This is a genomic window from Clostridium sp. AM28-20LB (assembly GCF_003480665.1).
Classification (GTDB): Bacteria; Bacillota; Clostridia; order Lachnospirales; family Lachnospiraceae; genus Otoolea; species Otoolea fessa.
In genome coordinates, this window is sequence record NZ_QUJN01000002.1 from 232,627 (window position 1) to 246,501 (window position 13,875).

The window sequence follows — 13,875 nt, forward strand, 5'->3', positions numbered from 1 at the left end:
TTTGAGGTGCAGAATGGAACAATTTATTATGAAGGGCGGAAATCCGCTGGTAGGCGAAGTGACTATCAGCGGAGCGAAGAATGCGGCGCTGGGAATCTTGGCGGCATCGATTCTGACGGACGAGGATGTTTTAATAGAAAATCTGCCGGACGTGCGTGATATCAACGTGTTTCTGGAGGCTGTTTCGGAGATTGGCGCGATGGTAGACCGGATTGACCGGCACACTGTCCGCATCAATGCGAAGGGGATTCATGCGATCCATGTGGATGACGAGTACATCCGCCGGATCCGAGCTTCCTACTATTTTATTGGCGCCCTGCTTGGCAAGTATAAAAGCGCACAGGTTCCGCTTCCGGGCGGATGCAACATCGGCAGCCGTCCGATCGACCAGCATTTAAAGGGCTTCCGTGCCCTCGGTGCGAAGGTACAGGTGGAAAATGGCGCGGTGCTCGCACATGCGATTGATTTAGTTGGTACCCATATTTATCTGGATATGGTGTCGGTCGGCGCGACGATCAATATCATGATGGCAGCGACGCTGGCAGAGGGCGAGACGATCATCGAGAATCCGGCGAAAGAACCACATGTCGTCGATGTGGCGAACTTCTTAAACAGCATGGGAGCCAATGTCAAGGGTGCCGGAACCGACGTGATCCGCATCCGCGGCGTCCACAAGCTGCATGGAACCGAATATTCGATCATCCCGGACCAGATCGAGGCAGGTACATTTATGTGTGCGGCAGCGATCACCCGCGGCGACGTGATGGTACAGAATGTCATTCCGAAGCATCTGGAAGCAATTTCTGCGAAGCTTATCGAGATGGGCTGTGAGGTGACGGAGTTTGATGAGGCGGTTCGTGTTGTGGGACGCCCGAGCCATGTGCATACCGATATCAAGACACTTCCGTATCCGGGATTTCCGACTGATATGCAGCCGCAGATCACCGTGACACTGGCACTGGCAGAGGGAACCAGTGTAGTGACCGAGAGTATTTTTGAAAACCGTTTTAAATATGTGGACGAACTTGCCCGCATGGGTGGACGCATCAAGGTTGAGGGCAATACCGCGATCATTACCGGCGTGAAGAAGCTGACTGGAGCACAGGTGGAGGCACCAGATCTGCGCGCAGGCGCTGCCCTGGTCATTGCGGGGCTGGCAGCGGAAGGATATACGACTGTCGATGAGATCGGTTATATCCAGAGAGGCTATGAGCATTTTGAGAAGAAGCTGCAGGGACTTGGCGCGGTGATCGAGAAAGTCGATTCCGAGAAAGAGGCGCAGAAGTTCAGACTCAAAGTGGGCTGATAAAAAAGAATGCGGTGTCACATATTGCTTGACAGACACCGCGGAGTATGTTATCGTACTGTTGAAGCTTTTAACAATTAAAAAGTTCGTATATATCCCTTATTCAGAGTGATGGAGATACAAAGGATCTATGAAGTCACGGCAACCCCGTTACATGGGACTGGAAATTAGTCTCAGCAGGGAACGGAAGGTGCCAGCCTGAGCGAGGAACCGGTAGATCGGTTTATCGAGCAATAAGAGGATTTGATCGAGATAATCAAGTCCGTGTTGCTGCGGACTTTTTTTACGTCTTACGACAAATTTATCAAAGGAGAAAATATGGAGAGATTACTTTTTACATCTGAATCAGTAACCGAAGGACATCCGGATAAAATGTGTGATCAGATTTCCGATGCGATTCTGGACGCGCTCTTAGAGCAGGATCCGATGAGCCGTGTGGCTTGTGAGACGGCGACGACAACCGGTCTGGTTATGGTTATGGGCGAGATCACAACGAAAGGCTATGTGGATATCCAGAAGGTAGTCCGCAATACCGTCCGTGAGATCGGTTATGACCGTGCGAAATACGGTTTTGACTGTGATACCTGCGGCGTGATCGTGGCACTGGACGAGCAGTCCCCGGATATCGCGATGGGAGTTGATAAAGCGCTGGAAGCAAAAGAGAACAAGATGACCGACGAGGAGCTGGAGGCAATCGGTGCCGGCGATCAGGGTATGATGTTTGGTTATGCGACCAACGAAACGGATGAATATATGCCATATCCGATTTATCTGGCACACAAACTGGCACGCCAGCTGACCAAGGTCCGCAAAGACGGAACCCTGCGCTACCTGCGCCCGGACGGCAAGACACAGGTAACCGTAGAGTACGATGAGAACGGCAAACCATCCCGTCTGGATGCAGTGGTTCTTTCCACCCAGCATGACGAGGAAGTAACCCAGGAGCAGATCCATAAGGATATTAAAAAATATGTATTTGACGAGATTCTGCCGGCAGAGATGGTTGATGAGAATACAAAATTCTTTATCAATCCGACCGGACGTTTCGTTATCGGCGGTCCGCATGGAGACAGCGGTCTGACCGGACGTAAGATCATTGTGGACACCTACGGCGGCATGGCGCGTCACGGCGGCGGCGCATTCTCCGGAAAAGACTGCACAAAAGTGGATCGTTCTGCTGCATACGCAGCCCGCTATGTTGCGAAAAACATCGTAGCAGCTGGACTGGCAGACAGATGTGAGATTCAGCTTTCCTATGCGATCGGTGTTGCACAGCCGACCTCCATCATGGTAGATACATTCGGAACCAGCAAGTTGCGTGAGGATCAGCTGGTTGAGATGATCCGCAAGCACTTTGACCTGCGTCCGGCTGGCATCATCAAGATGCTTGACCTGCGCCGCCCGATCTACAAACAGACGGCTGCATACGGACATTTCGGTCGCGACGATCTGGATCTTCCGTGGGAGAAGCTGGATAAGGTGGATGAATTAAAGGCGTATCTGTAAAAGTAGGAAACGCTGCAGGGATATCTGCCCGTAAAAAATCATAAGATCAGAACGAGGGGGCTGCCGCTTTTGCGGCAGTCTCTTTTATTACACAAAAAGGCACATGCTTTTTTATTTATAATACTTTTAGAGACGTAATCTGCAAAATATGATACACTATTTGTGGAAGATATCAGGAGCAAAAGCGCAGAAGTCCGACGCAGTTTTGCGGGAGGATTTTTGTAGGGGCAATCTGGTATCAGACCGGGCAATGACTGGAGGAAATAGGATGAAGATACGCACACGTCTGGCGATTGCTTTTGTGACGATTACGGTCGTTCCGATTGTGCTCATATTTGTGGCGGCGTTCGGACTCGTAAACTATCAGGAGCATCTGTTTCAGAAAACATACGGGCTGTCGGAGCAGATCGATCTGCTCTCCGGCAATCAGACACAGGTGTTTAACCGGCTGACGCAGGGAATCCAGGAGGAGATCCGCGAGGCGGTCGGGGAAAATACAGATTTATTTGAAGAACCGGCTTATTTGAGCAAGGTCAATGAAGAACTGCGCGATAAATATTCGTATCTAGTCATCCGCAAGGGCAAGGACATCACATTCTGCGGAAGCGAGGATGGACGCGAGCTCTGCGAACGGCTGGCGCCGTACGGTGATCAGGGAAGTATGGCAGGCAGTATTTACATGGATGGCGAGGAACAGCATCTGGTCAAACAGATCGATTTCCGGTTTTCAGATGATTCACAGGGCAGTGTGTTCATCGTGACGAACGTCGGGGATTATGTGCCGGAGATCAAGGCGCTGCTCGGAGAGATGCTGCTTCTCGGCGTGCTGATCATCAGTTTTATGGGCGGTCTGCTGATCATGTGGATCTACCGTTCTCTGCTGCGTCCGCTGCACAAGCTGCAGGAGGCGACCAAGCAGATCCGGGATGGAAATCTGGACTTTACGCTCGATGTGGATGATGAAGATGAGATCGGAATGCTCTGCCAGGATTTCGAGGAGATGCGCCTGCGTCTCAAGGAATCGCAGGAAGAAAAACTCCAGTACGACAAGGAGAGCAAAGAGCTGATCAGCAATATTTCCCATGATCTGAAGACTCCGATCACGGCGATCAAGGGGTATGTGGAAGGCATTCAGGATGGCGTGGCTTCTTCACCTGAGAAATTGAATAAATATATTCGGACGATTTATAATAAAGCAAACGATATGGATCGATTGATTGACGAGCTGACGTTCTATTCGAAGATTGATACGAACAAGATTCCGTATAACTTTTCAAAGATCAATGTGGCGGAATATTTTGGTGATTGTGTTGAGGAAGTTGGTCTGGATATGGAGACGCGCGGCATCGAGCTGGGATATTTCAACTATGTGGACGAGGATGTGGTCGTGATCGCGGACGCGGAGCAGATGAAGCGAGTGATCAACAACATTATCGGAAATTCGCTCAAATATCTGGACAAGAAAAAGGGTATTTTAAATATCCGCATCAAGGATGACGGCGATTTTATCCAGGTCATCATCGAGGACAACGGAAAGGGAATCGCGGCGAAAGATCTGCCGTATATTTTCGATCGTTTCTACCGGACGGATTCGTCGAGAAATTCGTCCAAGGGCGGTAGCGGCATCGGGCTTTCGATCGTAAAGAAGATTATCGAAGATCACGGCGGACGCATCTGGGCGACCAGCAAGGAAGGCATCGGAACGGAGATCCATTTCGTTTTGCGCAAGTATGTCGGGGCATAGTGATTTGAAGTTTGGTCGTTTAAATAAAAACAGCAGGAGGAATTCACAGATGAGCAGAATATTAATCGTAGAAGACGAGGAGAGTATTGCAGAGCTGGAAAAAGATTATCTGGAGCTTTCTGGTTTTGAGGTTGAGATAGAAAATAATGGAGAAACGGGACTGAAACGCGGCATGGAGGAAGATTTTGATCTTCTGATTCTTGATCTGATGCTGCCAGGGGTCGATGGCTTCGAGATCTGCAAGAAGATCCGGGAAGTAAAAAACACACCGATCATCATGGTATCTGCGAAAAAGGACGATATTGACAAGATCCGCGGTCTGGGACTGGGCGCGGACGATTATATCACGAAACCATTCAGTCCGAGCGAGATGGTGGCGCGTGTCAAGGCGCATCTGGCGCGTTATGAGCGCCTGATCGGCAGCGGTATGCCGGAAAACGAGATCATCGAGATCCGGGGACTCAAGATTGATAAGACTGCCCGCCGCGTTTACATCAACGGCGAGGAGAAGAACTTCACGACGAAGGAATTTGACCTGCTGACCTTTTTAGCACAGAACCCGAACCATGTATTTACCAAGGAAGAACTCTTCCGCGAGATCTGGGATATGGAGTCATTGGGAGATATCGCGACGGTTACCGTGCATATTAAGAAGATCCGTGAGAAGATCGAGTTCAACACGGCGAAACCGCAGTATATTGAGACGATATGGGGTGTTGGATACCGGTTTAAAGTCTGATGACTGGGTAAGCCACATAAAAACGACCCTTGGGAAACGCAAACAGGAGCGCTTTCCAAGGGCCGTTTTATATTTCATAGGAAATTGCGTCCTATGAAATATAAAAGTTATTGTTCACGGGTAGGCACTTTTGGAACCGAAAGTGCCGTAAGAAAACGTGGTGGCAGCAGGAATTTGCCGTATTTAAATGCGAAGCCACGGCAAATTCCGTTACTGGGCACGTATGCGTGAACAGTAACATATAAAATGCTCCGCGAGGATGCGCACTCGCGCGAAGCAGAAACATGTCGCAAGCGACCGCGTGAGACGCCCGAAGGTGCCAAGGCACATTCTTTTTCATCCCAACAAGATTTGGCTTGCCCGCTTCAGATCGTTCTCGTCCGGGATACGGATGTCGGACAGGGAATAGGGAATGCCGAGCGTTTCCCATTTATAGATGCCGAGCGTGTGGTATGGGAGAATTTCTACCTTTTCCACATTTGAAAGTGTGTCCAGAAATGCACGGATTCCATGCAGGTTGGCCGGATCATCGGTAATGCCGGGGACTAAAACATGCCGGATCCACAGGGGCTTATGAATCTGGTCTAAAAACCGGGCAAAGGAAAGAATGGATTCGTTGGAGTGCCCAGTCAGAAGACGATGTTTTTCCGGATCGATGTGTTTCAGATCCAGAATAACAAGATCGGTGTGCTCTAAAAGCGTGGTCAGGTGGGAAAAGAAAGGTTCGGCGGTGGTAAATGGCTGTCCCGCGGTGTCCAGTGTGGTGTGAATGTGCTGTTCTTTGGCAAGCTGGAAAAGTTCACATAAAAAGTCAGCTTGAAGGAGCGGTTCTCCGCCGCTGACGGTGATGCCGCCGCCCCCGCGCCAGTAACTCCGGTAGCGGAGTGCCTGGCGAAGAAGTGCTTCCGGGGTGATTTCCTGCGAACCGGTGTGTTTAGATGGGCAAGAAACACCTTCGAAAAGAGCGGATGTGCCGGAGGTGTGGGTGGAGACGTCCGGGAGGGAAAGTTCCTTTGGCAGTACCCATGTATCCGGATTGTGGCAGTAGCGGCAGCGCATGAGACAGCCCTGCATGAATACCACGAAGCGGACACCGGGACCGTCTACGGAGCCGAAGGTATCGATGGAATGAATATAACCGGTATGCATCGTTACAGCACCTCGTGGCAGGTACGGGCGATCACGTCGAGCTGCTGTTCTCTGGTCAGATTGATAAATTTAACGGCATATCCGGAAACACGGATGGTGAAGTTGGCATATTCCGGTTTTTCCGGGTGTTCCATCGCGTCCTTCAGTTTTTCGATTCCAAAGACATTTACATTTAAATGATGCGCGCCCTGATCAAAATATCCGTCCAGGACGTGAACCAGGTTATTTTTCCGTTCTGTCTCGGAGTGACCGAGCGCCCCCGGTGCAATCGTTTCTGTGTTGGAGATGCCGTCGAGCGCATATTCATATGGAAGCTTTGCGACCGAGTTTAAAGAAGCGAGCAGACCGTTCTGCTCTGCGCCGTAGGAAGGAGTTGCGCCTGGGGCAAACGGGGTGAATGCCGGCCGTCCGTCCGGAAGTGCGCCGGTTGCCTTGCCATATACAACATTGGAGGTGATCGTGAGGATCGAGGTGGTTGCCTCGGAATTCCGGTAGGTGTGGTATTTTTTTACTTTATGTAAAAAGGTTTTTAACAGCCATACGGCAATCTCGTCGGCGCGGTCGTCATCATTTCCGTAGCGTGGGAAATCGCCCTCTGTCTCAAACTTGCGGGCGATGCCGTATTCATCACGGATGACCTTCACTTTTGCATACCGGATCGCGGAGAGAGAATCGACCACGTGGGAGAAACCGGCAATTCCGGTGGCAAAGGTACGCCGGACATCCGTGTCGATCAACGCCATCTCAGCGGACTCATAGTAATATTTATCGTGCATATAGTGAATCAAATTGAGGATATTCACATAAATGCCCGCCAGCCAGTCCAGCATCTGATCGTATTTATGCATGACTTCCTGATAATCGAGGTATTCGGATGTGATCGGCGCATACGCTGGACCAACCTGCATCGGACGTCCGTCTTTGGCAGTGTATTTCTCGTCTCTGCCTCCGTTGATGGCATAGAGAAGGCATTTGGCAAGATTGGCACGGGCGCCGAACAGCTGCATTTCCTTGCCTGTCTGGGTGGCGGAGACGCAACAGCAGATGCTGTAGTCGTCCCCCCAGATCGGACGCATGACATCGTCGTTTTCATACTGGATCGAGGATGTGTTGATGGAGATTTTGGCAGCATATTTCTTAAATGCCTCTGGCAGGCGGGAAGAGTAAAGGACGGTCAGGTTTGGTTCCGGGGACGGTCCCATATTTTCCAGCGTATGTAAAAAGCGGAAATCGTTTTTCGTTACCATCGGACGCCCGTCTTGTCCCAGACCGGCAACTTCCAGCGTTGCCCAGACCGGATCGCCGGAGAAAAGTTGGTTGTAGGATGGGATCCGGGCAAATTTTACCATGCGGAATTTCATTGTCATATGGTCGATTAATTCCTGCGCCTCGATCTCGGTCAGTGTTTGTTCTGTTAAATCCCGGTTGATGTAGATATCAAGGAAGGTGGAAATGCGTCCGACACTCATGGCGGCACCGTTCTGGGTCTTAACGGCAGCGAGGTAACCGAAGTAGAGCCACTGGACGGCTTCTTTGGCATTGGAAGCCGGACGGGAGATATCAAAACCATAGATGGCAGCCATCTCCTGAATGTCCTTTAGAGCGCGGATCTGCTCGGCGATCTCTTCCCGCTGGCGGATGATGTCATCAAACATGGCGCCATTTCCACAGCGTTCCAGATCCTTTTTCTTTTCCTGAATTAGGAAATCGATTCCGTACAGGGCGATCCGGCGGTAGTCGCCTACGATCCGGCCGCGTCCATAGGTATCCGGAAGTCCGGTGACGATATGGCAGTGGCGGGCGGTTTTCATTTCCGGGGTATATGCATCGAAGACGGCCTGGTTGTGGGTTTTATGGTATTCGGTAAAGATTTTATGAAATTTTGGATTGACATGGTAGCCGTAGGTTTTGGCGGCTTCCTCCGCCATCTTGATTCCGCCGAACGGCATAAAAGCCCGCTTGAGTGGTTTGTCGGTCTGAAGTCCGACGATGCGTTCCAGATCTTTAAGCTCCGGATCGATATATCCCGGACCATAGGCGGTCAGGCTGGATACGATTTCAGTTTCGCATTCGAGCACACCGCCCTTTTCGTGCTCTTTCTTCTGAAGCTTTTGAAGGCGTTCCCAGAGCAGATGAGTGGCACTGGTTGGGGCAGCGAGAAAGCTTTCATCGCCATCATATTGCGTATAGTTGTTCTGGATGAAATCGCGGACGTTCACTTCGTCGGTCCATTTGGAGCCCAGAAAACCTCTCCAGGCTGTTTGAAAGATAGGTGTGTTTTGGAATGTTTGATACATAGCAGACATGTGTTTACCTCCTGGTTGAAAAATTTCGATCCCAGCAGAGACAGTGAGAGTGAAAAAAAGTAAAAAAAATACCCACGGTCTGTGCTGTGACGCCCAGACGGTCGGCAATTTCCAGTCATACTTCATGTGGTTGATCCACTTATCCGTCAGTTGTATGACTGCTATGTTTAAGGTATATCAGAACCGAAGAGGAATGTCAAGCTATATTTGGGGGAAGAGGTAGCAGTGAAGAGGTAACAGTTCAAGTCCGTAGCTGTTCACAGTAACAAAAAGAGTGCCGGAAAGAGTGGACATTTAGCAAATGACTTGATAAAATGAGTGAAGTTTTAGGACAGATGGGAATGAAAAAGGGATAAAAAGTTGCTGGGCACGATGCTTGAACAGTAATGATGAAACCTGAATTTGACAGAAATGACAGAAGAGAGGAAGGAAATGCTGGAAAAATTTTGTGTCGGGTTGGTGCGGATTTTGTTGGGAGGAATTCTTTTTTTCCTGACACTGCTCAGCGCGGTTGTGACCTGCCGGGTCTATGGAGGTTCTGAGATTGTACAGTATGGAAGGGACAGTCTGTTTCTGCACCTGTTTTTTGGTGCGGGTGTGATTGGACTGACGGTGTTTTACAGGCGGAGAAAGGAACGAAAGTGCCGGAAGAACCAGTGGCTTCTTTTATCGGCTGCTGCCTATCTTTTTTGGATTCTCCTTGTCCCGTCCTGGGGCGGTTCTGACTCTCATCAGTGTATGGCGTCCGCGCAGGGACTTCTGCAGGGCGATTTCAGCGCCTGGGAGCCGGTGGCGTATTCGTATGGGACAGCGGAAGGACCGCTTGGGTATGCGTACACTTACCCGTCTCAGAACGGGCTGATTCTCTATATGGCAGTGCTGGTATTTTTCTTTGGGGATGTGGCGTATGCAGTTTTCCAGATTTTAAATATCGGTTTTTTTATTCTGGGAATCGTGAGCCTGCAGCGGATGACGGTACGGGGAAACGAAAGGTGCAGCCTGCTTTTGTGGATGGCGTGCTGTCTGCCATTTTCTTTCTATATCCTCTTCGTGTACGGTACGATGCCAGGATTTGGACTTTCGTGTCTGGCGATGGAACGTCTGGTGCGGTATGTGGAAGAGGGGCGGGGAAGAGACTTCTGGATTGGCGCGGCAGCAGTAGCGGCGGCGGTGATCCTCAAGTCGAATTATGAGATTGTGCTGGTGGCGCTGTTTTTGTATCTGGCATCCTCGGGAGTCTTTCGAAGGAAAGCACGCCTGCTGGTGGCAGCGGTGCTTCTGATTACAGTGTATGTGATTGGAAACCGGGGGATTCAAACAGGAATTTCTTCTGTGACCGGACGCACGGTATCGGACGGTGCGCCGATGATTGCCTGGGTGCAGATGGGACTGGAGGAGAGCAAACGTGGACCGGGCTGGTACAATGGCTATCAGGTAAAACTCTTTCAGAAGGCAGATGGGGATGCGGATCTGGCGGCCGCATGGGCGCAGGCAGATTTGCGGAAAACGATTTCAGATATGGCAGAGGAACCGGCGAAAGCCGCTGATTTCTTTGTTCGGAAGATCGAGTCAATCTGGGCGGAACCGACCTTTCAGAGTCTCTGGATCCAGGAGGTGGGAAATACCTCCTGGGCGGAGGAAAGCCCGCCATGGGAGCTTTTCAAGGAAGAAGGGGGTCTGAACCGGCTCTATGTTTTTGCGGCGAATCTGTTGCAGACGTTTGTGTATGCGATGGCGTGTGTATGGGTGATTGCCGGGATGAGTGCCAAAGGAAGCCGAAGTAAGCATGTCCTGATGAAACGAACATGGGAAAAGAGGATAGAAGCAGAAAAAACTGTGAAGGCTGTGAAAAAACAGGGAATGGAAACGGTCTGGGAGAGGCAGGAACGTGGAGAACCGGACAGATGGGGGATGCTGCTTCCGGGAATCGTGTTTATTGGGGGATTCCTGTTCCATCTGGTCTGGGAGGCGAAGGGGCAGTATTCGGTGGTGTATTTTATGCTGCTGCTGCCGTATGCGTATCTGGGGATGGAAAGAGTGGCGGATGTGTTTTTAGATGTGACAGGTGCCGGGAAAGAATGATGTTTTGAGATAAAAAAGATACTGGGAACAGCCTGAAATAAGCCGTTTTCAATATCTTTTTTATGGTTTAAAAGAGCTATGATTTCTAAAAATCCATTAAAAATTGCAATGATAAATCCGCTCCGCCGCCTGATAGAACACAGTTTCCCAATATTTTTCCGGAATCAGCCGTTTCGTAATTTCGATGTAATCTTCATAGTTGGCGAGCGGCCAGTCGGTGCCGAACATGAGCTTATCATAGTCGCGGATGTAGGCAAGCCAGGTTTTCAGGGTGCTGATATACCCGCTCTGCTCTTCCAGAAACTCCGGAATGTCAAATTTGCCCTCTAAAAGCCCAGAGAGGTCGGCGGCGACATTTTCATTTTTCTCGACAACGGCGGCGGCATCCATCAGCCACGGGTTGCCGAAGTGGCACATGACGAACTGGACATCCGGATGGCGGACGGCGGCTTCATCGAGGGTCAGCGGATGGCTGTATTTGATGAATGCTTTGGAACCGGCGGTCTGTCCGGTGTGGATGGCAACCGGCTTTTTGTACGCCTTGGCGAGGTCGTAGATCGGTTCGAAGCGCTCGTCGGTAACGTAGATGGAATCATATCCCGGGTAGAGTTTGATGCCGACGCAGGTATTCCGTTTTAAGTTTTCTTCGACAAGATCGCATGTCTTTTGAATCTTTTCCGGCGTCAGTTTTCGTGCTTCGACGCCGACGCAATAGCGCAGAAAATCCGGGTATGTGTGATTATCCGGGTGAACGCCGCGGTTTCCCATGACGATGCCGCCGACGATATTATATTTCTGAAAGCATTCCCGCAGATGCTCTTCATTATTGATATGACCGGCTTCGATGGCAATCTCATCGAAATGCGGGTAACCGGGACAAAAGTGCAAATGTGAATCAATGATTTTCATAATGATAACAGGCGCCTGTATCAAAAACCTTTTGGAAAAAGAACGGCGCTGTCCTCCTTTCTGCTGTGATGTATGTCTGGAAGTTTTGAGAAAATCCGGTGCAACAAAACTTCGGGTGTATATAAATAAGAAATGCAGTGACAGTCCGGCAGGTTCATAGAGCATGCAGCAACTGTATGAAATCAACTGTTAGTGTAGTCCCAAATGGGGTGGATGTCAAATTTTTCTCCATCTGTTTGACATCCACACTATGATCTGGTATAGTGATAGCTATGCGTATTGCAAAGGGGCAAACTGCCTCTTTCTTTTTTTGTAAATATTCCGGAAGAATGCAAAAAAGATAACTAATATGATATATGAAATGTATCTCCGGAATGTGCAGACCGTTAATCAGACAATGAAAGGAATAGAATGGAAACAATCAGATTTGAAGATTTAGAGTTAGATGCAAAGATCATGCGTGCGATCACCGATATGGGGTTCGAGGCGGCTTCTCCGATTCAGGGACAGGCGATTCCGCTGGAACTGCAGGGACTGGATATCATCGGACAGGCACAGACTGGTACCGGTAAGACGGCTGCGTTTGGTATTCCGCTGTTACAGAAGATCGATCCGAAGAATAAGAAGCCGCAGGCGATCATTCTCTGCCCGACCCGTGAACTTGCCATCCAGGTATCTGAGGAGATCCGCCGCCTGGCAAAATACATGCACGGTGTCAAGGTTCTGCCGATCTACGGCGGACAGGAGATCGGACGTCAGATCCGTTCCCTCAAGGATGGTGTGCAGGTTATCATCGGTACGCCGGGGCGTGTGATGGATCACATGCGCCGCAAAACCGTCAAGATGGATCAGATCCACACGGTTGTCCTCGACGAGGCGGACGAGATGCTGAACATGGGCTTTTTAGAGGATATGGAAACCATCTTAAGCGCACTGCCGGAGGAGAGACAGACGCTGATGTTCTCAGCGACGATGCCGCAGGCGATTCAGCGGATCGCGACGAACTTCCAGAAAGATCCGCAGATTGTGCGCGTGGTCAAGAAAGAGCTGACCGTTCCGAAGGTAACCCAGTATTATTATGAAGTAAAACCGAAGAATAAGCTGGAGGTTATGTGCCGTCTGCTGGATCTCTATGATCCGAAGCTCTCAGTGGTATTTTGCAACACGAAAAAGCAGGTCGATGAGCTGGTACAGGGCTTACAGGGACGCGGCTATTTTGCAGAAGGGCTTCACGGCGATTTGAAACAGGAGCAGCGTGACCGTGTCATGCGTGCATTCCGTACCGGACGGACGGACATTCTGGTGGCAACGGATGTGGCAGCCCGCGGTATCGACGTCGATGACGTTGAGGCGGTATTCAACTATGATGTACCGCAGGATGACGAGTATTATGTACACCGTATCGGACGTACTGGACGTGCCGGACGCGAGGGCAAGGCGTTTAACCTCGTAGTTGGCAAAGAGGTTTACAAGCTGCGCGAGATCCAGCGCTACTGCAAGACCCGCATCATTCCGCAGGCGATTCCGTCTCTGGACGATGTGACCTCCATCAAGGCAGATAAGATTCTCGACCAGGTGGGCGAGGTGCTGCAGGACAGCGATCTGAGCAAGGTGATCGATATTGTAGAAAAACGTGTGCTGGAAGAGGACTACACGACGCTCGATCTGGCAGCAGCGCTGCTCAAAATGATGATGGGCGAAGAGGGCGAGGAGCTCTTAGAGGAGAACCGCCCGCTGCGTGAGCTGGAGGATCTCGAGGATGAGAGCCGCCGCAGCCGTGGTGGAAGAAACGGCAGAGGAAGCCGTGGCAGAAATGAGGACGTAGCGCGTCTCTTCATCAACATCGGAAAGAACCAGGGCATCCGTCCGGGCGATATCCTCGGTGCGATCGCCGGAGAATCCGGCATGCCGGGACGTATGGTCGGAAGTATCGATATGTTCGATAATTACACATTCGTCGAGGTGCCGAGAGAGCATGCGGACGTTGTACTGCAGGCGATGCGCGGTGCGAAGATCAAGGGCAAGAACGTGCATATGGAGAAGGCGAACCGGAAGTAAAGAGCATATTGAAATTATATTTGGCATATGCTATAATGCCATTAGGCGAAAAGACAAAAGTGTTCAAAGTGGCACA

The 13,875-nt window shown here is 50.5% G+C and carries 9 protein-coding genes and 2 riboswitches; of the genes, 6 read left to right on the forward strand and 3 right to left on the reverse strand.

Going from position 1 to position 13,875, the window contains the following annotated elements; genetic code table 11:
• Positions 1–13: 13 nt before the first annotated feature.
• The 4 genes from DW739_RS05840 to DW739_RS05855 all read left to right on the forward strand — a co-directional run bounded on the left by DW739_RS05840 (position 14) and on the right by DW739_RS05855 (position 5,295).
• Complete coding sequence (locus tag DW739_RS05840) at positions 14–1,306, forward strand: UDP-N-acetylglucosamine 1-carboxyvinyltransferase (RefSeq protein ID WP_022359474.1); 1,293 nt, start codon at positions 14–16, stop codon at positions 1,304–1,306.
• 96 nt (positions 1,307–1,402) lie between these two features.
• A riboswitch (SAM riboswitch) is annotated at positions 1,403–1,546 on the forward strand.
• Between the two features lie 78 nt (positions 1,547–1,624).
• Positions 1,625–2,812: a methionine adenosyltransferase gene (gene metK / locus DW739_RS05845; protein ID WP_022359473.1), complete on the forward strand. Its 1,188-nt coding sequence runs from the start codon at positions 1,625–1,627 to the stop codon at positions 2,810–2,812.
• 268 nt (positions 2,813–3,080) lie between these two features.
• A complete protein-coding gene (locus DW739_RS05850; protein ID WP_118492943.1) occupies positions 3,081–4,556 on the forward strand; it encodes a HAMP domain-containing sensor histidine kinase in 1,476 nt (491 codons plus the stop codon).
• A gap of 49 nt (positions 4,557–4,605) precedes the next feature.
• Complete coding sequence (locus DW739_RS05855; protein WP_022359471.1) at positions 4,606–5,295, forward strand: response regulator transcription factor; 690 nt, start codon at positions 4,606–4,608, stop codon at positions 5,293–5,295.
• A 336-nt stretch (positions 5,296–5,631) separates the two neighbouring features.
• Here DW739_RS05855 and DW739_RS05860 read toward each other — a convergent pair whose 3' ends face one another.
• Complete coding sequence (locus tag DW739_RS05860) at positions 5,632–6,444, reverse strand: radical SAM protein (protein WP_118492941.1); 813 nt, start codon at positions 6,442–6,444, stop codon at positions 5,632–5,634.
• Positions 6,445–6,446: 2 nt separating this feature from the next.
• On the reverse strand, positions 6,447–8,750 hold the full coding sequence (gene pflB / locus DW739_RS05865) for a formate C-acetyltransferase (protein ID WP_279221034.1): 2,304 nt from the start codon (positions 8,748–8,750) through the stop codon (positions 6,447–6,449).
• A gap of 84 nt (positions 8,751–8,834) precedes the next feature.
• Positions 8,835–8,914, reverse strand: a riboswitch (ZMP/ZTP riboswitch).
• A gap of 268 nt (positions 8,915–9,182) precedes the next feature.
• Between pflB and DW739_RS05870 the strand changes: the two genes are divergently transcribed.
• Positions 9,183–10,832 (forward strand): hypothetical protein, encoded by a 1,650-nt coding sequence (locus DW739_RS05870; protein ID WP_118492939.1) that lies wholly within the window; start codon positions 9,183–9,185, stop codon positions 10,830–10,832.
• Positions 10,833–10,928: 96 nt separating this feature from the next.
• Here DW739_RS05870 and DW739_RS05875 read toward each other — a convergent pair whose 3' ends face one another.
• Positions 10,929–11,741, reverse strand: coding sequence for an amidohydrolase family protein (locus tag DW739_RS05875; protein WP_022359467.1), 813 nt, complete (start codon positions 11,739–11,741; stop codon positions 10,929–10,931).
• Positions 11,742–12,152: 411 nt separating this feature from the next.
• On the opposite strand from DW739_RS05875, the gene DW739_RS05880 reads away from it, so the two are divergent.
• Positions 12,153–13,799 (forward strand): DEAD/DEAH box helicase, encoded by a 1,647-nt coding sequence (locus DW739_RS05880; RefSeq protein ID WP_107000818.1) that lies wholly within the window; start codon positions 12,153–12,155, stop codon positions 13,797–13,799.
• The last annotated feature ends 76 nt before the right edge of the window (positions 13,800–13,875 follow it).